We start from the raw sequence: 18,906 nt of genomic DNA on the forward strand, positions 1-18,906 counted from the left end.
GGTAAACAACCCCTCAATGTCCCCCGCGTCCGTCCGTCAGCACCCGAAGATGTCGTTCCAGAAGACGAACCCCATGAACATCAGCACCAGGAGCAGGCCCACCCGGTAGACCATCTCCATGACGCGCTCGGGCACCGGACGCCCGATCAGCGCTTCGATGGCGTAGAACAGAAGATGCCCGCCATCAAGCGGGGGGATCGGCAAAAGGTTGAGAATTCCGATGCCGACCGACAGCAGCGCGACGAGTTGTACCAGCCATTCGAAGCCGAGCTGCGCGGCCTGGCCGGACATCTCGGCGATCTTGACCGGCCCGCCGAGCTGGCAGCGGTCCTCGCGCCCGGCGACGAAGCGCTTGAGGAACTGGCCGGTGCGCTCGATGATGCGGCCGGTCTCCAGCACCGCCTCGCCGAGCGCGGCGAGCGGCGTGTATTCGACAAGCCGCGGCTGGCCGAGCTCCTCGTTGTTGACGACGCCGATGACGCCCATCTGCACGGTGTTGCCGAGCGCGTCGGTCTGCTCCATCGCCTCCGGCGTGGCGACCAGCTCGACCTCCTCGCCGTCGCGCAGCACCACGAAGACCAGCGCGTCGCCGGTGCGGCCGGAGACCAGGCGCTGCACGTCGCCGAAGGTCTCCACGCGGGTGCCGTCGACCGAGACGAAACGGTCGCCGGGCTCGAACCCGGCCTCCGCCGCGGGGCTGTCCGGCCGCACCTCGGCCACCGTCGGCTCGGCGACGAACCGGCCGAAGACGGCGAACATCACCGCGAAGACCGCAATGGTCAGCAGGAAGTTGAACATCGGTCCGGCGAGCACGGTGAGGAAGCGCTTCCACACCGGCTGGGTGTGGAAGGCGACGGCGCGCTCCTCCGGCGACAGGGACTCCAGTTCGGCGTCGTCCGGCTCGCTCGTCACCGCGACGTCGCCGACGAACTTGACGTAGCCGCCGAGCGGGATGGCCGACAGCTTCCAGCGCGTGCCGTGGCGGTCGTCGAAGCCGACGATCTCCGGCCCGAAGCCGATCGAGAAGGCCTGGACGCCGATGCCGCACCAGCGGCCGACGAGATAGTGGCCCATCTCGTGCACGAACACGACCACCGTGAGCACGAAGAGGAACGGCACCAGGGTGCCGATCAAAAGCCCGTCGGTGGCAAACAGCGTCGAAAGCAAGTCCGTCAAGGCCGCCCCTTCCCACCAAGTGCTGCCGCCGGCACGCAGTCTGAGCCCAAAACGGGCGAATCCGTGGCGCCCGCTCCGCAGCCGCCCTGCCTGTCACGGAACCGCAGACCGGCTCCCGGCCGTCGTCGCGCCGCGCCTCCAGACGGCGAAGCGGCTGCCGCTTCGCCCGGAAACGCGGCGAGGCACGATAGCGAAGCGTGTGACACGGCGCCTGCCGACATCATGGCCCATCCGGATTGTCGCGCCGCACGCAAAGCGATTCCGTGCGGCCGCGCCATGCCCTAGCAGCCCTCAGGGCGCGAAGAAACCGTGCGCCGGGGTCTGCGGACCCGACAGAAGCGCACCGACCACATAGAGCGCGACGGCGGAGGCGAGAAGACCGTCGACGCGGTCCATCATGCCGCCATGACCGGGAATGAGGTGGCTCGAATCCTTCACTCCGTGGCGCCGCTTGACGGCCGATTCGAACAGGTCGCCGAACTGGGCGACCACCGACAGGCCGAGCGCCAGCACGGCGATGGCGGGAAGGCCGACGCCGCTTCCCGCGATCAGCGCCACCGCCAGGCCGGCCGCCATGCCGCCGAGCGCGCCGCCGACCGCACCGCTCCACGTCTTCGACGGCGAGACCCGCGGCGCGAGCTTCGGCCCGCCGAGGCCGCGGCCGGAGAAATAGGCCAGGGTGTCGGTCGCCCAGACGACCGCGAACAGGAGCAAGACCGCGACGAGGCCGGGCGCATCGGCACCGCGCAGATAGACCAGCGCCAGGCCCGGCACGCCGGCATAGGCGAGCGCGGTGACCATCCAGTAGTCGCGGCGGCGCACCAGCGCATAGACCAGGCTGACGACGACCGCCGCGGCCAGCACGCCGAAGGCGAGCGCCGGCCCGGCCCCGAACAGCAGCACCACGACGACGAGCGCGAACAGCGGCGCGGCGAGCCAGCGCGTCGTGCGGTCGGCGCGCGGCCGCGCCATCACCGTCCACTCGGCGAACACGGCGACGATGACGGCGGCGACGAGAACCCGGAAGGCGGCGCCGCCGAGATAGGTGAGCGCCAGGACGACCGCCGCCAGCACCAGCGCGGAGGCGACGCGAAGCTGCAGATTGCCCGGCGTGCGGCGTTTCGGCGCGCCCGGCCCGGGCCCGGCGTCGCCGCTCTCCCCTTGGCTCATGAAACGGCTTCGCGGGCGTCCACCCCGCCGAAGCGGCGGTCGCGCGCGGCGAAGGCGTCGATGGCGGCGGCCAGGTCGGCGCGGCCGAAATCCGGCCAGTTGCAGGGCAGGAAGACGAACTCGCTGTAGGCGGCCTGCCAGAGCAGGAAGTTGGACAGGCGCTGCTCGCCGCTGGTGCGGATGATCAGGTCGGGATCGGGAATGCCGGCGGTGTCGAGATAGGCGCCCAGCGTCTCGGCGGTGATGCCCTGCGGGTCGAGCACGCCGCGCGCGGCCTCGCTCGCCAGCCGCCGCACGGCGGCGGCGATCTCGTTGCGCGAGCCGTAGTTGAAGGCGATCACCAGGTTCATCGCGTCGTTGTCGCGCGTCAGGCTTTCGGCCTCCTCGAGCAGCGCGCGGATGTCGGGCTCGAGGTCGTGCCGCTCGCCGACGATGCGCACGCGCACGCCGTTGTGATGCAGCTCGGCCAGATCGCGGCGGATGAAAAGCTTGAGCAGGCCCATGAGGTCGGAGATCTCCGACTTCGGCCGCGACCAGTTCTCCGAGGAGAAGGCGTAGACGGTGAGCCAGCGGATGCCCATGTCGCCGGCCGCGCGCACCGTGTTGCGCAGCGCCTCGACGCCGGCGCGGTGGCCGGCCGTGCGCGGCAGGCCGCGGGCGCGCGCCCAGCGCCCGTTGCCGTCCATGATGATCGCGACATGCACCGGCTTCACCGCCATTTCCTCTTTGCTCGGACGGCGGGCCGTCCGGTCAAACGTGCATGATCTCGGCTTCCTTGTCGCCGAGCAGCCGGTCGATCGCCGCGATGGCGTCGTCGGTCATCTTCTGCACCTTGTCGGACTGCGTGCGCAGCTCGTCCTGGCTGATCTCGCTGTCCTTCTCCGCCTTCTTCAGATGCTCCATGCCGTCGCGCCGCACGTGGCGCGCCGCCACGCGCGCGTTCTCCGCATACTGATGCGCAATCTTCACCAACTCCTTGCGCCGCTCCTCGTTGAGCTCGGGCAGCGGGATGCGCAGCGTCGTGCCGTCGACGATGGGATTGAAGCCGAGATTCGATTCGCGGATCGCCCGGTCGACGGCCTGCACCATCGACTTGTCCCACACGGCGACGGAGATCATGCGCGGCTCGGGCACCGAGACCGTGGCCACCTGGTTGATCGGCATGGCGGTGCCGTAGGCCTCGACCTGGATCGGATCGAGCAGGTTGGCCGAGGCGCGGCCGGTGCGCAGCGACGCCAGATCGTGCTTGAAGGCGTTGACGGCGCCGTCCATGCGGCGCTGCAGGTCCTTGAAGTCCACCCCGTCGGTCATCGGATCAACCCCTTGCCGTTTCCGCCTGCTGGGCGGCCGCAGGTTCGTCGGCGACGATCGTGCAATGGCCCTCGCCGCGCAGAATCGACCCGAACCCGCCTTTTTCGTGAATCGAGAAGACGATTATCGGAATGTGGTTCTCCCGCGCAAGGGCAATCGCGGCGGTATCCATGATCGCCAGGCCCTCGCGCAGCACGCGCTCGTGGCTGATGCGCTCATAGCGCACGGCGGCCGCGTCGCGGCGCGGATCGGCCGAGTAGACGCCGTCGACCAGCGTGCCCTTGAACAGCGCGTCGGCGCCGATCTCGGCGGCGCGCAGCGCGGCGGCCGAATCGGTGGTGAAGAAGGGATTGCCGGTGCCGCCGGCGAAGATCACCACCTTGCCCTCGTTCATGTAGTGCGTCGCCTGGCGCTGCGAGAAGCTCTCGCACAGCTCGGGCATGGCGATCGCCGAAAGCACGACCGACTCGACGCCGATCTTGACCAGCGAGGTGCGCAGCGCCAGCGAGTTGATGACCGTGGCGAGCATGCCCATGTGGTCGCCGGTCACCCGGTCGCCGCCCTTGGAGGCGACGGCGACGCCGCGGAAGATGTTGCCGCCGCCGATCACCACGCCGACCTCGACGCCCAGCGCGCGCGCCTCGGCGATGTCGGCGGCCATGCGGTCGACCACCGACACGTCGATGCCGAATCCCTGCTTGCCCATCAACGCTTCGCCGGAAGCCTTCAAGACGACACGGCGATAGGCGGGGGCTTGCGGCATGGCGACCTCTGCGGGGGTTGCGGAACTGGCCCTGCGATACACGACGGGCGCCGGGATGTCACCCGGCGCCCGCAGCGCAATTCACCGTCCGGCCGCGGCCTATTTCTTGGCGGCGGCCGCCACCTCGGCAGCGAAGTCCGACTCCTCGCGCTCGACGCCCTCGCCGAGGGCGAAACGCACGAAACCGGTCAGCGTGGCCGGCGCGCCGATGTCCTTCTCGGCCTCCTTGAGCGCCTTCTCCACCGTCAGGTCGGGATTGATGACGAAGGCCTGCTTGAGCAGCACCACCTCCTCGTAGAACTTGCGCATGCGGCCCTCGACCATCTTCTCGATGATGTTCTCGGGCTTGCCGGAGGCGCGCGCCTGGTCGGAGTAGATCGCCTTCTCGCGCTCGACGGCGGCCGCGTCGACCTCGCTCTCGTTGAGCGCCAGCGGGTTGGTCGCCGCCACATGCATGGCGACCTGGCGGGCGAAGGCGCGCGCGGCTTCCGCGTCGCCGCTCGTCTCGATGCCGACCAGCACGCCGATCTTGCCGAGATTGTCGGCCACGGCGTTGTGCACATAGGTGGCGACCGCACCGGCCGACACCGACAGCTTGGCCGAGCGGCGCAGCGCCATGTTCTCGCCGATCGTGCCGATCGCGTCCTTGATCGTGTCGGAGACCGACTTCTCGCCGCCCGGATAGGGCGCCGCGCCGAGAGCCTCGACGCTGCCGTCGGTCGTCAGCGCAACCTCGGAGACCTTGCGCACGATGTCCTGGAAGGCGTCGTTGCGGGCCACGAAGTCGGTTTCGGAGTTGACCTCGACGACGACCGCGGCGGTGCCCTCGGCGGCGACGCCGATCAGACCCTCGGCCGCGGTGCGGCCGGCCTTCTTGTCGGCCTTGGAGATGCCCTTCTTGCGCAGCCAGTCGACCGCCGCGTCCATGTCGCCGCCGGTCTCGGCCAGCGCCGCCTTGCAATCCATCATGCCCGCGCCGGTCATGTCGCGGAGCTGCTTGACCTGTGCCGCAGAAATGCTCATCGCTGCCTCTTCAATCCCACCGTCTCAAACAGATGGCGCACCGGGATGGGGTCCGGGTGCGCCGGTCTCGCTGTCGCAGATTCTCGTGCCCGAAGGCGGGGCCGCGGCCCCGCCGGCTCAGGCGTCCTTCTGGCCGCTCTCGGCCTGCGCGGGCGTCGCGGCCTCGGCGGCAGGCTCGGCCGGCGTCTCGACGGCCTGCTCGACGGGCGCCTCCTCGGCTTCGCCGATGTCGACGCCCATGGCGCCCTGCTGGCGGGCGATGCCGTCGATGGCGGCACGCGAGATCAGGTCGCAGTAGAGCGTGATGGCGCGCGCGGCGTCGTCGTTGCCCGGGATCGGATAGTCGATCTCGTCGGGGTCGCAGTTGGAATCGACGATCGCGACCACCGGGATGCCGAGCCGCTTGGCCTCCTGCACCGCGATCGCCTCCTTGTTGGTGTCGATCACGAACATCAGGTCGGGCGTCGAGCCCATGTCGCGGATGCCGCCCAGCGCGCGGTCGAGCTTGTCGCGCTCGCGATCCAGGTTGAGGCGCTCCTTCTTGGTGAAGCCGGAAGCCTCGCCGGACAGCAGCTCGTCGAGCTTGCGCAGCCGCTGGATGGAGTGCGAGATCGTCTTCCAGTTGGTCATCATGCCGCCGAGCCAGCGGGCGTTGACGTAATACTGGGCCGAACGCTTGGCGGCGTCGGCGACGATCTCGGAGGCCTGGCGCTTGGTGCCGACGAACAGCAGGCGGCCGCCATTGGCCACCGTGTCGGACACAACGGTCAGCGCCTGGTGCAGCAGCGGCACGGTCTGGCTGAGATCGATGATGTGGACGTTGTTGCGCGCGCCGTAGATGTAGGGCGCCATCTTCGGGTTCCAGCGGTGCGTCTGGTGGCCGAAGTGGACGCCAGCTTCCAGGAGCTGGCGCATGCTGAAGTCTGGCAGAGCCATCTGTCGTCTTCCTTTCCGGTTCGAACCTCCACGGACCGCAAGGCGGCAGCGCCGCCACCGGAGGCGTCAGCCGGATGTCTCCCGGTCAGATACCATGGTCCGTGTGTGGAATGCCGGCGCATATAGAGGCAACCGCCGGCCAATGCAAGCGCCGCCCGGCGGCGGCGCGCCGGTCAGTCCGGCGCGCACTCCGCGTCCGGCTCGAAGGTCGCCAGGTCGACCAGCCGGCCGGCGATGGCGTACTCGCCGTAGTCCATCGTCAGGTCGGCGCTGACGCCGTTGTCGTAGAGCTTGAAGCCGATATGGTAGCTCGGCGTCTGCTCGCCGCCGGTGCTCGCGGCGTCGAAATAGGCGATGGTGACCGGCCGGAACGGCTCGTCGGCCAGCTCCCCCAGCACCGCGTGCTCGGGCGCGTCGGCGGCCAGCGTCTCCGGCTTGCCGATCACCACCGTCGTCGTCATCACCTCGTCGGCGTCGCCCGAACCGTCGTAGATCGGCGCCTCGTAGAAGGTCGTGCCGGCGGCCGCCTTCTCCATGAGCTCGAGCAGGTGGGCGGTGGGAAACCGCGCCGGCGGCAGCGTGAAGGTACCCGCCTCCGGCTTTTCCAGGCTGACCTCGGTGCCTTCGGGCGTGGCGCGTGCGGTGCCGCGGCTCTCGAACTCGAGCGACTGGTCGACGAAGGAGCGGGTGGCGAAGCGCAGCAGATCGCCCTCGCCGCTCTCGAAGGTGGTCGTCTGCTGGTCGGTGATGCGGGCGATCTCGTCGGTCTGGATCTCGGCGACGTGGCGGAAGGTCACCGTGTAGCCGGCGCAGCGCGAGCCGGAGAACTCGTAGGCGAGTCGGCCGGAGATCGCGCCGATGCCCGAGCGGTCGCTGGCGCGCTCCAATTCCAGATCGTAGACGGCGCGGTGCGGCACGAGGCCGCCGGCCACGGCGACGCCGGGCACCGCGGCCAGCAGTCCGGTGGCGGTGAGAATCAGGGGGCGCCAACTGCGCATTCGGCAAACTCCGCTTCGGCCGGCCTGTCGCAGCGGCCCGTGTTCCTGTATCACGGTCAAAGCACCGCGGCGGCCGTGACGCAAGCCTTGAGGCCGGCGCGCCAGCGCATCACCGAAGACCGGGGGTATCCATGGAGAGGACCATCGAAAAGCGGCTGCTCGAACTCGGCGTCGAGCTGCCGCAGGCCGCCGCGCCGGCGGCCAACTACGTTCCCTTCACCCGGATCGGCAACCTGCTCGTCACCTCCGGGCAGTTGCCGATCAAGGACGGCAAATTGATGGCGATGGGCGTGCTGGGGCGCGAATTGGGCACGGAAGCGGGCAAGCTGGCGGCCAAATGGTGCGCGGTCAACGTGCTCGCCCAGGCGCGCGCCGCGCTCGGCGACCTGGAGCGGATTCGCGCGATCGCCAAGATCACCGTGTTCGTCGCCTCGACGCCCGACTTCTCCGAGCAGCACCTCGTCGCCAACGGCGCCTCGGACTTCCTGGTCGCGGCGCTCGGCGAACGCGGCCGCCACGCCCGCTCGGCGGTCGGCACCGCCTCGCTGCCGATGGAGGCGCCGGTCGAGATCGAGGCGCTGATCGAGGCGGACTGAGCGGCATGGCGGCAATCGAATGGCTGACCCGGCGGCCGATCGCCCATCGCGGGCTGCACGACCTCAACCGCACACGCTGGGAGAACACGCCGTCGGCCTTCGCGGCCGCCTGCGCGGCCGGCTATCCGATCGAGTGCGACGTGCAGCTCGCCGCCGACGGCACGCCCGTCGTCTTCCACGACGACGCGCTGAAGCGGCTGACGGGCACGCAGGGCATGGTGTGGGAGCGCAGCGCGGCCGCGCTCGGCCAGCTTGCCGTCGGCGGCACGGCCGACCGCGTGCCGACGCTCGCCGCCATGCTGGCCGAGGTCGCCGGCCGGGTGCCGCTGGTGATCGAGCTCAAGGCGGCCGAGGGCCACGACGAGCCGTTGCCGGCCGCGGTCGCCGCGCTTCTGGCGCGCTATCGCGGCGCGGCGGCGGTGATGTCGTTCGCGCCGCGGCTGGTGCGCGACCTGGCCGCGCGCATCGACGACCGGCCGGTCGGGCTGACCGCCCATGGCCGCGACGACGAGGCGGTGGAGGCGCATTTCGCGATGCTGGCGCACGGTATCGCCTTCACCTCCTACCATGTCGCCGATCTGCCCAACCGCTTCGTCGGGTTCGTCCGCCAGCGGCTCGCCATGCCGGTGATAAGCTGGACGGTGCGCGACGCGGCGACCGCCGCGCACAGCGCCGCGCACGCCGACCAGATCACCTTCGAGGGCTTTGTCCCTTGACCGCCTTGCCGTGTTGCGGCGCAGCGATATCTAGCCGCTGATGAGCGTGGGCAAAGGCGAGGCGGCGGACGACGGGGCGGCGGTGACGATCACCGTCAACGACAGCCTCGGCGCATTCGAGCCCGGCGAATGGGCGACGCTCGCCGGCACGGCGCGCGGCGGCCCGGGACCCTACAACCCGTTCCTGTCGCACGCTTTTCTGAGCGCGCTGGAGGATTCGGGCTGCGCGGTGCGGCAGACCGGCTGGCTCGGCCAGCATCTCAGGCTCGACGACGCCGACGGGCGGCTCATCGGTGCCCTGCCCTGCTATCTGAAGTCGCACAGCCAGGGCGAATACGTCTTCGACCACGGCTGGGCCGACGCCTTCGAGCGCGCCGGCGGGCGCTACTATCCCAAGCTGCAGGCCTCGGTGCCGTTCACGCCGGTCACCGGGCCGCGGCTCCTGGTGCGCGACGGCGCGCCGGAGGGCGCCGTGCGCGCCGCCCTCGCCGACGGGCTGAAGACGCTGACCGGGCGGCTCGGCGTGTCGTCCGCGCACGTCACCTTCGCCGAGGAGGCCGACATCGCCGCGCTCGACGCGGCCGGCTTCCTGCTGCGCACCGACCAGCAGTTCCACTTCCTCAACCGCGGCTATGCCAGCTATGACGACTTCCTCGCCTCGCTCGCCTCGCGCAAGCGCAAGGCGCTGAAGAAGGAGCGGCGCACGGCCGTGGAAGCCGGCATCGCCATCGACTGGCTGACCGGGCGCGACCTCACCGAAGCGGTGTGGGACGACTTCTACGCCTTCTACATGGACACCGGCAGCCGCAAGTGGGGGCGGCCCTATCTCAACCGCCGCTTCTTCTCGCTGATCGGCGAGCGCATGGCCGACGACGTGCTCGTCGTCGCGGCGCGCCGCAACGGACGCGCCATCGCCGGGGCGATCAACTTCATCGGCTCGCACGCGCTCTACGGCCGCAACTGGGGCTGCCTGGAGCACCATCCCTTCCTGCACTTCGAGGTGTGCTACCACCAGGCGATCGAGTTCGCCATCGCGCACGGGCTCGAGCGCGTCGAGGCGGGCGCGCAGGGCGAGCACAAGCTGGCGCGCGGCTACGTGCCGGTCACCACGCGCTCGGCCCACCACCTGGCGCATCCCGGCCTGCGGCGGGCCGTCGCCGACTATCTCGAGCATGAACGGCGCGACGTGGCGGAGATCGGCCGGCTGCTCCAGGCGCACGCGCCCTTCCGCAAGGGCTGACGCACCCGGCCCGCGCTCAGTGCGCGACGGTCTTCGAGAACAGGTTGATGACCAGCACGCCGGCGACGATCAGGCCGATGCCGACCAGCGCCGGCCAGTCGAGCGTCTGGCGGAACCACACCCAGCCGATCGCCGTGATCGCCAGGATGCCCATGCCCGACCACAGCGCATAGACGACGCCGACCGGCATGACGCGCAGCGTCAGCGACAGGAAGTAGAAGGCGAGGCCGTAGCCGACCAGCGTGATGACCGAGGGGGTCAGCCGGGTGAAGCCGTCGGTCTGCTTGAGTGCCGTCGTGGCGGCGACCTCGAAGAGGATCGCCACGGTCAGATAGACATAGATCACGGCCGCGCCCTTTCGCCTCGTGCGGGGTCCGGCCGTCCGCCACGACCGCCCCCGGCTCGCTTGACGGGCGCCACTCTAGCGCCGAAAACAGCGGCGGCAACCGACCAAGCGCGAGGCGCAGATGACCCAGTCCTACGACGACGACAACGTGTTCGCGAAGATCCTGCGCGGCGAACTGCCCGCCCACAAGGTCTACGAGGACGAGGACACGCTGGCCTTCATGGACATCATGCCGCGCGGCGACGGCCACTGCCTGGTGATCCCGAAGATGCCGGCGCGCAACCTGCTCGATGCCGACCCGGCCATGCTGGCCGCGGTGATGCGCACCGCGCAGACGGTGGCGCGCGCGGCGGTATCGGCGTTCGGTGCCGACGGCATCACCGTGCAGCAGTTCAACGAGCCGGCCGGCGGCCAGGTGGTCTTCCACCTGCACGTGCACGTCATCCCGCGCTTCGAGGGGGTGCCGCTGCGCCCGCACACCGGCGAGATGGCCGATCAGGACAGGCTCAAGGCGCAGGCGGAGACGCTGCGCGCGGCGCTCGCCGACGCCGGCTGACGCGCCTCACAGCAGCGCCATGCCGGCGAACAGCGCCGCCTCGCCGGCCAGCACGCCGACGATGATGTGCCGGCCGCCGAGGAGATAGGCGACGAAGCCGGCCGCCGCCGCGCCGACCCGCAGGGCGAGCGGCACGCCGGCCAGCGCGCCGTTGGGAAACACCACCAGATTGGCGATCACCGCCGCGACGAGCGCCGTGGCGATGCAGCGCACCAGCACCAGAAGGTCGGATTCCTCGGCGATGCGGCCGCCCAGATAGACGCCGAGGAAGCGCCAGGCATCGGTCGCCAGCCAGCCGGCGAGCAGGATGAAGGCGTAGGGCCACCACCACGCGTCGATCGCCTCGAAGGTCACGGGCGCCCCCTGCGCATCCGGTGCCAGGCATAGGCCAGACCGCCGCCCGTCAGCCCGGCGGCGAGCAGCGCCAGGTCGGGGACGATCAGGTGGAACAGCGGCCCGAGCGCCAGGCCGACCAGCATCGCGACATGGCTCGCCCGCTCGCGCGCCGAGCCCCACAGCGAGGTGAGGAAGTAGAGCGGCGTCAGCAGGAACAGGCCGGCCGAGACCAGCGGCGGCAGCCTTTCGGCGATCACGAAGACGATAGCGACCACGCCGACGTTGATCGCCACCAGCGTGCCGCCGAGGCCGCCGTAATAGGCCGTGCGCATCGGCCGCGGAATGTCGCGGAAGGCCCGCATGGCGATCACCCAGGAGGTGACGGCGATGAAGTGCGACAACAGGTAGAGCACCCAGCCGCGGGTGCGCGGCGCGCGCATCTCCGGCACCAGCGAGACGACCATCGGCGTCAGCCGCACCGAGGACAACGCCACCGCGAAGGCGGCGGCGAGCAGGCCGTTGCCGGCGATCACCGCGCCGACCAGCACCACCTTGGCCGGCAGCGCCCACACGGTGGCGGTCATGAACACCGTCTGGGCGAGGGTCAGCCCCGCCTCGCGCGCCAGCCCGGCAAAGCCGACGAAGGCGCTGGCCAGGATCAGGCCGGGAATCGAGAAGCAGGCGGCCGCCCCGCGCAGGAACCAGCGCAGGCGGCCCGGGGCGGATCGTCCGGCTGCGCTCAACGGGCGCTCCGGTCGGCGGCACGCGCGACGGCCGTCGGACGAGGTCGCGCCACGCGTCGGTCGAACGGCACCACGATCCCTCTCCCTGGCTCTGCCCGGTCGCCCGCTTGCAGCACGATCGATCGGCCGGGCCGACCGGCCGAAGAGGACCGCCGCACGCCCTGCGGCAAGCATGCTGCAGAGCATCGCGCGAAATGAGCGGGGCCGGCTTTGCGCAAACGACGATGCGACCGCAAATCGATAGAACGCCCGTTCCGATTCCCTCGGAACACACCGTCCTCTAGCAAGCGACGGCCGGCGCGGCCATGCCCGCCGCCCCGCTTTTGCTTGGACCAGCGGCCGGCGCGCGGGCGCGCGGGCCGAAACGACACGGGGCCGGCGCATGCGCCGGCCCCGCCTCGCGAGCCTGTGGCGTCGGCCGGCCGCGGCCTACGACTTGCGCGGCAGCTGCGGCACGATGGAGCGCTTGGGCAGCTCCTTTGGCTTGGGCGGCGCCTTCGGCTTGGCGGCCTTCGGCTTCTTGCGCGCCGGCTTCTTCGCCGCGGGCTTGGCCGGCGGCGCCTCGCGCTTCGGCTTGACCGGCGCCTCGTCGGGCAGCGCCTCGAGCACCAGGACGTCCTCGCCGGCCTCGTTCGGGCCGACGTCGACGCGCACCGTGCCGCCCTTCCTCAGCTTGCCGAACAGCACCTCGTCGGCGAGCGGCTTCTTGATGTGCTCCTGGATGACGCGGCCGAGCGGCCGCGCGCCCATGCGCTCGTCGTAGCCCTTGTCGGCGAGCCAGGCGATCGCCCGGTCGCTCAGGTCGAAGGTCACGCGGCGCTCGGCGAGCTGCGCCTCGAGCTGCATGACGAACTTCTGCACCACCTGGTGGATCACCGGCACCGGCAGCGCACCGAACGGGATCACCGCGTCGAGCCGGTTGCGGAACTCCGGCGAGAACATGCGGTTGATCGCCTCCATGTCGTCGCCCTCGCGCTTCGACGAGCCGAAGCCGATGGCCGGCCTGGCGAGGTCGGCGGCGCCCGCATTGGTGGTCATGATGAGGATCACGTTGCGGAAGTCGATGCGCTTGCCGTTGTGGTCGGTCAGCTTGCCGTGGTCCATCACCTGCAGCAGGATGTTGAACAGGTCGGGATGCGCCTTCTCGATCTCGTCGAGCAGCAGAACCGAGTGCGGATGCTGGTCGATGCCGTCGGTCAGCAGGCCGCCCTGGTCGAAGCCGACATAGCCGGGCGGCGCGCCGATCAGCCGCGAGACGGTGTGGCGCTCCATGTACTCCGACATGTCGAAGCGCAGCAGCTCGACGCCGAGCGAGGCGGCAAGCTGGCGGGCGACCTCGGTCTTGCCGACGCCGGTCGGGCCGGAGAACAGGTAGGAGCCGATCGGCTTTTCCGGTTCGCGCAGGCCGGCGCGGGCGAGCTTGATCGACGAGGCGAGCGCCTCGATCGCCTGGTCCTGGCCGTAGACGACGCGCTTGAGCTCGGTCTCCAGACCGGCCAGCACCTTCTCGTCGTCGGCCGACACCGTCTTGGGCGGAATGCGCGCCATGGTGGCGATCGTCGTCTCGATCTCCTTGACGCTGATCGTCTTCTTGCGCCGCGATTCGGGCAGCAGCATCTGCGAGGCGCCGGTCTCGTCGACCACGTCGATCGCCTTGTCCGGCAGCTTGCGGTCGGAGATGTAGCGCGCCGACAGCTCCACCGCCGCCTTGATGGCGTCGTTGGTGTAGCGCACCTTGTGGAACGTCTCGAAATAGGGCTTCAGCCCCTTCATGATGGCGATCGCGTCCTCGACCGTCGGCTCGTTCACGTCGATCTTCTGGAAGCGGCGCACCAGCGCCCGGTCCTTCTCGAAGAACTGGCGGAACTCCTTGTAGGTGGTCGAGCCGATGCAGCGGATGGTGCCCGACGACAGCGCCGGCTTGAGCAGGTTGGAGGCGTCCATCGCGCCGCCCGAGGTGGCGCCGGCGCCGATCACCGTGTGGATCTCGTCGATGAACAGCACCGCGCCGGGGAACTCCTCGAGCTCCTTGACGACCTGCTTCAACCGCTCCTCGAAATCGCCGCGATAGCGCGTGCCGGCCAGCAGCGCGCCCATGTCGAGCGCGAAGATGGTCGAGCCCTTCAGCACCTCCGGCACCTCGCCCTCGACTATGCGCTTGGCCAGGCCTTCGGCGATCGCCGTCTTGCCGACGCCGGGATCGCCGACATAGAGCGGGTTGTTCTTGGAGCGCCGGCACAGGACCTGGATGGTGCGGTTGATCTCCGAGGCGCGGCCGATCAGCGGGTCGATGCGGCCGGCGCGCGCCTTGGCGTTGAGGTTGACGCAGTAGGCCGACAGCGCGTCCTGCTGCTTCTTCTTGGCGCCCTCCTCGGCCTCGGTGCCGGCGGTTCCGGGCTGGTCCTCCTCGGCGCCGCGCGGGGTGCGCGCCTCCGTCGCCCCCGGCCGCTTGGCGATGCCGTGGCTGATGTAGTTGACCGCGTCGTAGCGCGTCATCTGCTGTTCCTGCAGGAAGTAGGCGGCGTGGCTCTCGCGCTCGGCGAAGATGGCGACGAGCACGTTGGCGCCGGACACCTCCTCGCGGCCGGACGACTGGACATGGATGACGGCGCGCTGGATGACGCGCTGGAAGCCGGCGGTCGGCTTGGAATCCTCGTCGTAGCCGGTCACCAGGTTGTCGAGCTCGGTGTCGACATAGGTCAGCACCGTCTGACGCAGCTCGTCCAGGTCGACGTTGCACGCGCGCATCACCGCGGCCGCGTCGGCGTCGTCGATCAGCGCCAGCAGCAGATGCTCGAGCGTCGCGTACTCGTGATGGCGCTCGTTCGCGTAGGTCAGCGCCTGATGGAGAGCGCGCTCCAAGCCTTGCGAGAAAGCCGGCATTAGTACCTCACTTCTTCTCCATCACGCATTGCAGCGGATGCTGATGCTGACGGGCAAAGTCCATGACCTGGGACACTTTGGTCTCGGCCACTTCGAATGTATAGACCCCGCACTCGCCGACACCGTGGTTGTGAACGTGCAGCATGATGCGGGTCGCGGCCTCGCGGTCCTTCTGGAAGAACCGCTCCAGCACGTGGACGACGAACTCCATCGGCGTGTAGTCATCGTTCAGCAGCAGGACGCGGTACAGGCTGGGCTTCTTGGTCTTCGTCTTCGTCTTGGTGATCACCGCGGTGCCGCGGCCGCCACCATCGCCATCGCCTTCGCCATCCTGCATGCGCACGAACCGGCCTCGCATGGCTTCCCCGTCGGTCGTCAAAACCCCAGATACCCTTTCGCCTTCGCCTGACCTCGGACCCGAGATGTAAGCACTCATGCGATAATTTTAAGGCCTTCGCAGCCGCTGACAATACGGCCGGAAGGGGCGGCGGCGGCAAATCCGCGTGATTGGCCCCGGCAAGGCCGCGCGCAGCGCAAAAAAGCCCGGCCGCGCACTGCGCGACCGGGCCTTGCCGGGTGCGCCGAAGCGCCCCGGAACGGCTGAAACCGGCTGCCGGAGCCTACTTCGCCTTGGCGAGGGCCGACTCAAACGGCTTGTAGACGTCCTTCGCCATGTCGGCGTAGAGGTCGCCCATGCGGCTGGTCTGGCCGACGAAGCCCTCATAGGCCTGGCGGGCGAAATCGCTCTGCAGCTCGAAGGCCTTCTCGAGCGATTTGGCCGACACCAGCTTCTCGAAGCTGGCGGTGCCCTGCTCGAAGGAGCGCTTGGAATACTCGGCCGCCTCGACGTTGATCGCCTGCAGGCCCTTGGACATGGCGGCAAAGCTCTCGAGGGAGCTGTCCATCAGCTCCTTGCTCATCTTGCTGATCTGGTCGAACTGGAACATCGGTGCCTTCCTTGCCGGCCGCGCATCGCGGGCGGCCCTTGTTTGTGCGATGCGGCATCATTTAGTGTGCACTGCACAATTTGTCAAGCCGGCCGGATCACGGCCGCCGGCGGCCGATCGGTCGAATGCGCATAAAGTCGCAGCCAACCCATCAACCACACGGTTACCATAAACGGATTGGTAACGTGCCGGCCCCTAGGGTTGCGGGAAAGGCGCGGCACTGCCGCATCATCTGCAACACGATCGTCCAATGGGTGCCATAGTGCGTATGGGGTTGGCTCACCTCGCCGGGCCGTTCCGGCTTTCCCGCAAGATCGTCCCTGTCTTTCTCGTCGCGTTCGCGCTGGTGGTCTCGGCCGCCGGCGGCGCATCGGCGAACCCGAAATATGCCGGCCTGGTGATCGACGCCAAGACCGGCAAGACGCTCTATGCCGACAACGCGGATGCCTATCGCTACCCCGCCTCGCTGACCAAGATGATGACGCTCTACATGGTCTTCGAGGCGCTCTCGAGCGGGCGCATCTCGCTCGGCACGCGGATTCCCGTGTCGCGCAAGGCGGCGGCCGAGCCGCCGTCGAAGATCGGCCTGCGCGCCGGCGGCACGATCACCGTGGAGAACGCCATCAAGGCGCTGGTCACCAAGTCGGCCAACGACGTGGCGACGGCGGTCGGCGAGTTCCTCGGCGGCTCGGAGGACGGCTTCGCGCGGCTGATGACGGAAAAGGCGCATCAGCTCGGCATGAGCCGCACCACCTTCAAGAACGCGCACGGCCTGCCCGACAGCCGGCAGAAGACGACGGCGCGCGACATGGCGCGCCTCGGCCTGGCGCTGCGCGAGCACCATCCCAAATATTACGGCTACTTCTCGACGCGCTCCTTCACCTATGGCGGCCGCCGCTACGGCAACCACAATCGCCTGCTCGGCCGCGTCAAGGGCGTCGACGGCATCAAGACCGGCTACATCCGCGCCTCGGGATTCAACCTCGTCACCTCGGTGGTCGACGGCAACCGCTCGGTGGTCGCGGTGGTGATGGGCGGGCGCTCGGGCGCCAGCCGCAACGCGCACATGACCGACCTGCTGCGCCGCTACCTGCCGAAGGCCTCGACCGGGCGCGACCGGCTGCTGGTCGCCGACAAGGGCGGCACGCCGGCTTTCGTCGCCGGCATGATCCCCGGCAACCAGGTGCCGCTGCCGACCAGCCGGCCGCAGGCCCCCGCCCCCGTGGTCACCGCCTATGCCGCCGAGACGGCCGCGACGGTGCCGATGCCGCTGGTCGAGCCGAAGCGGCCGCCGCAGCCGGTCGACCCGGTGCGCACCGCCTCCACGACCGCCGCGCCGGTGACCGCCGCCGTGCAGGCCGAACCGGAGCCGCAGCCGGCGGCCGGCAGCCGGCTGCCGAGCGGCTGGGTCGTGCAGGTCGCCTCGATGCCGTCCGACGCGGAAGCGCGCGCCTTCCTCGACGCCACCAAGGACCAGGTCGGAACGCTGCTCGCCCAGGCGACCGGCTTCACCGAGACCTTCGAAAAGGGCGGCGTCACCTACCATCGCGCGCGCTATGGCGGCTTCGCCTCGAAGGACGCCGCGTGGGACACCTGCAACGCGCTCAAGCGCAAGGGGATTTCCTGCTACGCCGTCGCCCGCTGAGGCGCCGGCGCCGTCCTCCTCCCTCCTCCTGGAAAAGTCTGTCGTCGAAGGAGAGCTAGTCGTGATCGGACAACAGGATGTCCTTGGCCTCGTTGATGCGCGCCGCCAGAAAAGACGAGCCGCCCATGTCCGGATGCAGGCGCTGCATCAGGCGGCGGTGCGCCTTGCGGATCTCCGCCGGAGCGGCGCCGGCTTCAAGACCAAGGATCTGGTAGGCCTCCTCCTTAGTCATGGCGCCCGCAGTCGCCGTGCCGCCCTGCCTATCGCGCTCGTGCGCATTCGCGCCTTCGCGCCAGACGGGAAAATGGCTGTCAAGATAGGCCTCGAGTAGCTGCCGGCTCTCCGCGTCGCCGGCGATCTCGCCGTGCAGCGCCAGCAGCTCGCCGAGCTGCATGTCCGACAGGTCGCGCCCCTGGTAGCGGCCCGTCAGAACGGTGCCGCGCAGCGCGCCGCTGTCGTGATCGAGCTCCATCTCCAGCGCCGCCGAGCGTACGCTCGAACGCTGGCCGGGGCTGCGCCGGGCGCCGCGCTTGCCGCGCTGCGCGCCATACCAGGCGAGCGCGCCGGACATCAGCATGGCGCCGGCGCCGGCGCGCCCGGCCAGAAGCAGGATGCCGCCGGCCGCGCCGAGCAGCACCGGCCCGACGAGCCGCAGCGTGCCGGCGATGCGCGCCGGACTGGTCCTCACCAGCATCAGCGCCGCCAGCAAGCCGACGAGCAGCAGCGCGAAGAACATGAAGGGGACGGTCATCGGTCCTTGCCGGACCGCATGTGGCCGATCATCAGCCGGTCCTCGGGCCGGTCGCGCGCCTCGAGCGCGGCGAGGCCGCCGGCGGCATAGACGGCGACCGACGACAGAAGCTTCGCCAGCGTGTCGGCGGAATTGCGGTCGAAGCGGAAATAGGCCCCCTTGGAGAGCCGCGCGATCTCGCGATAGGCGGTCTCGGCGACAGGATCGCCGCCCTCCTGGAACAGGAAGACCGGCACGCCGTGCAGGCCGAGCTCGCCGGCTTTGGCGGCCAGATCGTCGACCGGCTCCTCCATCGCGTCGCCGATATAGACCAGCGCGTTGACCTTGCCGCGGCGGCTTTCCCTGAGCGCGTGCGACAGGACCTTGCCGATCTGCGTGCGGCCGCCGCGGCAGTCGATCCGCGTCATCAGGTTCTTCAGCGCCTCGGTGTCGCGCACGAAGCGCGAGGCGCGGCACTCGCCGAAGCCGCGGAAATAGACGAGCTGGACGTCGAGCGTGCCGATTCCGCCGACGGCATCGAACATGCGCGCCTGCAGCGCGCAGGCAAGATCCCAGGTCGGCTGCCGGCTCATCGTCGCGTCGAGCGCGAGAACCAGCCGCCCGCCGCCCTTGCCGGCCGGCGTGGCGATGGCGCGCGCCTGGCGCAGAAAGGTCTCGACGTCGCCGGCGCTCGAGCGCTTCTGCGCGAGGTCGCCGCGTCGGCCGGTCGTCGTTGGTGTGTTCCTGTCACCCATGGCCAGAAGATGTGGCGCAACGCGGGCGGTTGCAAG

Annotated in this window: 20 protein-coding genes and 1 pseudogene; 5 read left to right on the top strand and 16 right to left on the bottom strand. The window is 69.8% G+C overall.

Annotated features, from left to right (window positions below):
• Positions 1-36 precede the first annotated feature (36 nt).
• The 8 genes and pseudogenes from rseP to N1F89_RS00605 form a co-directional block, all read right to left on the bottom strand.
• Positions 37-1,176, bottom strand: a complete 1,140-nt coding sequence (rseP, locus tag N1F89_RS00570) for an RIP metalloprotease RseP (RefSeq protein ID WP_290080480.1) — start codon at positions 1,174-1,176, stop codon at positions 37-39.
• Positions 1,177-1,467: 291 nt separating this feature from the next.
• Entirely contained in the window at positions 1,468-2,346 is an 879-nt protein-coding gene (locus tag N1F89_RS00575) for a phosphatidate cytidylyltransferase (RefSeq protein WP_290080481.1), read from the bottom strand.
• Positions 2,343-3,074, bottom strand: a pseudogene (locus N1F89_RS00580) (isoprenyl transferase); the annotation flags it as partial. The gene N1F89_RS00575 and the pseudogene N1F89_RS00580, both read right to left, overlap by 4 nt.
• A 22-nt stretch (positions 3,075-3,096) precedes the next feature.
• Positions 3,097-3,657, bottom strand: coding sequence for a ribosome recycling factor (gene frr, locus N1F89_RS00585; RefSeq protein WP_290080483.1), 561 nt, complete (start codon positions 3,655-3,657; stop codon positions 3,097-3,099).
• A gap of 4 nt (positions 3,658-3,661) precedes the next feature.
• Positions 3,662-4,420 (bottom strand): UMP kinase, encoded by a 759-nt coding sequence (gene pyrH / locus N1F89_RS00590; protein ID WP_290080484.1) that lies wholly within the window; start codon positions 4,418-4,420, stop codon positions 3,662-3,664.
• Between the two features lie 99 nt (positions 4,421-4,519).
• Entirely contained in the window at positions 4,520-5,443 is a 924-nt protein-coding gene (tsf, locus tag N1F89_RS00595) for a translation elongation factor Ts (RefSeq protein WP_290080485.1), read from the bottom strand.
• 117 nt (positions 5,444-5,560) lie between these two features.
• Positions 5,561-6,379 carry a 30S ribosomal protein S2 gene (gene rpsB / locus N1F89_RS00600; RefSeq protein WP_290080486.1) on the bottom strand — a complete coding sequence of 273 codons (819 nt, stop codon included), beginning with the start codon at positions 6,377-6,379 and terminating at the stop codon, positions 5,561-5,563.
• Between the two features lie 173 nt (positions 6,380-6,552).
• Entirely contained in the window at positions 6,553-7,377 is an 825-nt protein-coding gene (locus tag N1F89_RS00605) for a cell envelope integrity EipB family protein (RefSeq protein ID WP_290080487.1), read from the bottom strand.
• Between the two features lie 131 nt (positions 7,378-7,508).
• Between N1F89_RS00605 and N1F89_RS00610 the strand changes: the two genes are divergently transcribed.
• From N1F89_RS00610 to N1F89_RS00620, 3 genes are read left to right on the top strand one after another with little or no spacing between them, the layout of a single operon-like run.
• Positions 7,509-7,973 (top strand): RidA family protein, encoded by a 465-nt coding sequence (locus N1F89_RS00610; RefSeq protein WP_290080489.1) that lies wholly within the window; start codon positions 7,509-7,511, stop codon positions 7,971-7,973.
• 5 nt (positions 7,974-7,978) lie between these two features.
• On the top strand, positions 7,979-8,689 hold the full coding sequence (locus tag N1F89_RS00615; RefSeq protein WP_290080491.1) for a glycerophosphodiester phosphodiesterase family protein: 711 nt from the start codon (positions 7,979-7,981) through the stop codon (positions 8,687-8,689).
• 40 nt (positions 8,690-8,729) lie between these two features.
• The gene (locus N1F89_RS00620) at positions 8,730-9,929 is read left to right on the top strand and encodes a GNAT family N-acetyltransferase (RefSeq protein WP_290080493.1); all 1,200 of its coding nucleotides are present in this window, start codon (positions 8,730-8,732) and stop codon (positions 9,927-9,929) included.
• 16 nt (positions 9,930-9,945) lie between these two features.
• Here the strand turns inward: N1F89_RS00620 and N1F89_RS00625 are convergent, their stop codons facing one another.
• Positions 9,946-10,275 (bottom strand): multidrug efflux SMR transporter, encoded by a 330-nt coding sequence (locus tag N1F89_RS00625; RefSeq protein ID WP_290080494.1) that lies wholly within the window; start codon positions 10,273-10,275, stop codon positions 9,946-9,948.
• Between the two features lie 121 nt (positions 10,276-10,396).
• On the opposite strand from N1F89_RS00625, the gene N1F89_RS00630 reads away from it, so the two are divergent.
• Positions 10,397-10,831: an HIT family protein gene (locus N1F89_RS00630; protein ID WP_290080495.1), complete on the top strand. Its 435-nt coding sequence runs from the start codon at positions 10,397-10,399 to the stop codon at positions 10,829-10,831.
• A 6-nt stretch (positions 10,832-10,837) separates the two neighbouring features.
• Here N1F89_RS00630 and N1F89_RS00635 read toward each other — a convergent pair whose 3' ends face one another.
• From N1F89_RS00635 to N1F89_RS00655, 5 genes are all read right to left on the bottom strand, one after another.
• Positions 10,838-11,185, bottom strand: a complete 348-nt coding sequence (locus N1F89_RS00635; RefSeq protein ID WP_290080497.1) for an AzlD domain-containing protein — start codon at positions 11,183-11,185, stop codon at positions 10,838-10,840.
• Positions 11,182-11,910 carry an AzlC family ABC transporter permease gene (locus N1F89_RS00640; protein ID WP_290080498.1) on the bottom strand — a complete coding sequence of 243 codons (729 nt, stop codon included), beginning with the start codon at positions 11,908-11,910 and terminating at the stop codon, positions 11,182-11,184. Before N1F89_RS00640 ends, N1F89_RS00635 begins: the two co-directional genes overlap by 4 nt.
• 429 nt (positions 11,911-12,339) lie before the next feature.
• Entirely contained in the window at positions 12,340-14,793 is a 2,454-nt protein-coding gene (clpA, locus tag N1F89_RS00645; RefSeq protein WP_290080499.1) for an ATP-dependent Clp protease ATP-binding subunit ClpA, read from the bottom strand.
• A 7-nt stretch (positions 14,794-14,800) separates the two neighbouring features.
• Complete coding sequence (gene clpS, locus N1F89_RS00650; protein WP_290080697.1) at positions 14,801-15,151, bottom strand: ATP-dependent Clp protease adapter ClpS; 351 nt, start codon at positions 15,149-15,151, stop codon at positions 14,801-14,803.
• A 262-nt stretch (positions 15,152-15,413) separates the two neighbouring features.
• The gene (locus N1F89_RS00655) at positions 15,414-15,740 is read right to left on the bottom strand and encodes a phasin family protein (RefSeq protein WP_290080501.1); all 327 of its coding nucleotides are present in this window, start codon (positions 15,738-15,740) and stop codon (positions 15,414-15,416) included.
• Between the two features lie 250 nt (positions 15,741-15,990).
• Here N1F89_RS00655 and N1F89_RS00660 point away from each other — a divergent pair, with 250 nt between their 5' ends.
• On the top strand, positions 15,991-17,385 hold the full coding sequence (locus N1F89_RS00660; RefSeq protein WP_290080503.1) for a D-alanyl-D-alanine carboxypeptidase: 1,395 nt from the start codon (positions 15,991-15,993) through the stop codon (positions 17,383-17,385).
• Between the two features lie 55 nt (positions 17,386-17,440).
• Here N1F89_RS00660 and N1F89_RS00665 read toward each other — a convergent pair whose 3' ends face one another.
• Positions 17,441-18,136 (bottom strand): DnaJ domain-containing protein, encoded by a 696-nt coding sequence (locus tag N1F89_RS00665; RefSeq protein ID WP_290080504.1) that lies wholly within the window; start codon positions 18,134-18,136, stop codon positions 17,441-17,443.
• Complete coding sequence (locus N1F89_RS00670) at positions 18,133-18,870, bottom strand: VWA domain-containing protein (RefSeq protein ID WP_290080505.1); 738 nt, start codon at positions 18,868-18,870, stop codon at positions 18,133-18,135. Before N1F89_RS00670 ends, N1F89_RS00665 begins: the two co-directional genes overlap by 4 nt.
• Positions 18,871-18,906 lie beyond the last annotated feature (36 nt).

The sequence above is a fragment of the Aquibium sp. A9E412 genome, assembly GCF_030398335.1.
Lineage (GTDB): Bacteria > Pseudomonadota > Alphaproteobacteria > Rhizobiales > Rhizobiaceae > A9E412.

What these genes read in the sequence shown, in the direction of transcription:
- N1F89_RS00575 (WP_290080481.1), bottom strand. Translation starts at nt 2,346, where the DNA reads ATGAGCCAAGGGGAGAGCGGCGACGCCGGGCCCGGGCCGGGCGCGCCG.
- frr (WP_290080483.1), bottom strand. Translation starts at nt 3,657, where the DNA reads ATGACCGACGGGGTGGACTTCAAGGACCTGCAGCGCCGCATGGACGGC.
- pyrH (WP_290080484.1), bottom strand. Translation starts at nt 4,420, where the DNA reads ATGCCGCAAGCCCCCGCCTATCGCCGTGTCGTCTTGAAGGCTTCCGGC.
- tsf (WP_290080485.1), bottom strand. Translation starts at nt 5,443, where the DNA reads ATGAGCATTTCTGCGGCACAGGTCAAGCAGCTCCGCGACATGACCGGC.
- rpsB (WP_290080486.1), bottom strand. Translation starts at nt 6,379, where the DNA reads ATGGCTCTGCCAGACTTCAGCATGCGCCAGCTCCTGGAAGCTGGCGTC.
- N1F89_RS00605 (WP_290080487.1), bottom strand. Translation starts at nt 7,377, where the DNA reads ATGCGCAGTTGGCGCCCCCTGATTCTCACCGCCACCGGACTGCTGGCC.
- N1F89_RS00610 (WP_290080489.1), top strand. Translation starts at nt 7,509, where the DNA reads ATGGAGAGGACCATCGAAAAGCGGCTGCTCGAACTCGGCGTCGAGCTG.
- N1F89_RS00615 (WP_290080491.1), top strand. Translation starts at nt 7,979, where the DNA reads ATGGCGGCAATCGAATGGCTGACCCGGCGGCCGATCGCCCATCGCGGG.
- N1F89_RS00620 (WP_290080493.1), top strand. Translation starts at nt 8,730, where the DNA reads ATGAGCGTGGGCAAAGGCGAGGCGGCGGACGACGGGGCGGCGGTGACG.
- N1F89_RS00630 (WP_290080495.1), top strand. Translation starts at nt 10,397, where the DNA reads ATGACCCAGTCCTACGACGACGACAACGTGTTCGCGAAGATCCTGCGC.
- clpA (WP_290080499.1), bottom strand. Translation starts at nt 14,793, where the DNA reads ATGCCGGCTTTCTCGCAAGGCTTGGAGCGCGCTCTCCATCAGGCGCTG.
- clpS (WP_290080697.1), bottom strand. Translation starts at nt 15,151, where the DNA reads ATGCGAGGCCGGTTCGTGCGCATGCAGGATGGCGAAGGCGATGGCGAT.
- N1F89_RS00655 (WP_290080501.1), bottom strand. Translation starts at nt 15,740, where the DNA reads ATGTTCCAGTTCGACCAGATCAGCAAGATGAGCAAGGAGCTGATGGAC.
- N1F89_RS00660 (WP_290080503.1), top strand. Translation starts at nt 15,991, where the DNA reads ATGGGTGCCATAGTGCGTATGGGGTTGGCTCACCTCGCCGGGCCGTTC.
- N1F89_RS00665 (WP_290080504.1), bottom strand. Translation starts at nt 18,136, where the DNA reads ATGACCGTCCCCTTCATGTTCTTCGCGCTGCTGCTCGTCGGCTTGCTG.
- N1F89_RS00670 (WP_290080505.1), bottom strand. Translation starts at nt 18,870, where the DNA reads ATGGGTGACAGGAACACACCAACGACGACCGGCCGACGCGGCGACCTC.